Annotated in this window: 1 protein-coding gene; it reads right to left on the bottom strand. The window is 42.9% G+C overall.

Annotation, left to right across the window (positions count from 1 at the left end):
* The coding region (locus tag IWB18_RS12435) for a dihydropteroate synthase (protein ID WP_195683931.1) at positions 1 to 604 on the bottom strand (604 nt) is incomplete at both ends.

Genomic DNA, 604 nt, shown 5'->3' on the forward strand with positions numbered 1-604 from the left:
CTCCGAATATTCCTTCTCTGTATGCGCTGATGTACTCCATGCAGTACTCGTCTTCTCCAAGCATGCACTCTGTCGCATAGATCATTCCCATAAGGTTCTTGTCAGTCGGATCCAAAATTGCGCTGTCAAGTCCCGCTTTCATTGCCAGTACCGTAAAGGCCTGGTTTACGATCTTTCTTGCAGGAAGATTGAAAGAAATGTTGCTTACTGCTCCCGTTACGTGGATGGTTGGGTACATTCTTTTGATTTCAGAAATTACAGTCTCTACCATTGTGATTCCATCTTCTGATGTACAAAGCATTTCGATCAATGGGTCGATGTGGAATCTTGAAGGGTCGATATTGTACTCTTTGGCTTTTGCCATCAACTTCTCAAATACTTCCAATCTCTTTTCAGCAGTTTGGGGAATTCCTGTATCGTCGTTTAGAAGAGCTGCGATCTCCCATTTTGTGTCAGCTATAACTGGAAATACGTTGTCTATTTTCTTGCCTTCCAAAGATACTGAGTTGAATAGACCTGGCTTGTTGCAAAACTTCATTGATTCCAGACAAGTCATTTCGTTGGGGCTGTCTACTGCGATAGGTGTGTCTGTAACTTCCTGTAC

Origin of the sequence: Alkalibacter mobilis, assembly GCF_015594845.1 — a bacterium.
GTDB lineage: Bacteria > Bacillota > Clostridia > Eubacteriales > Alkalibacteraceae > Alkalibacter > Alkalibacter mobilis.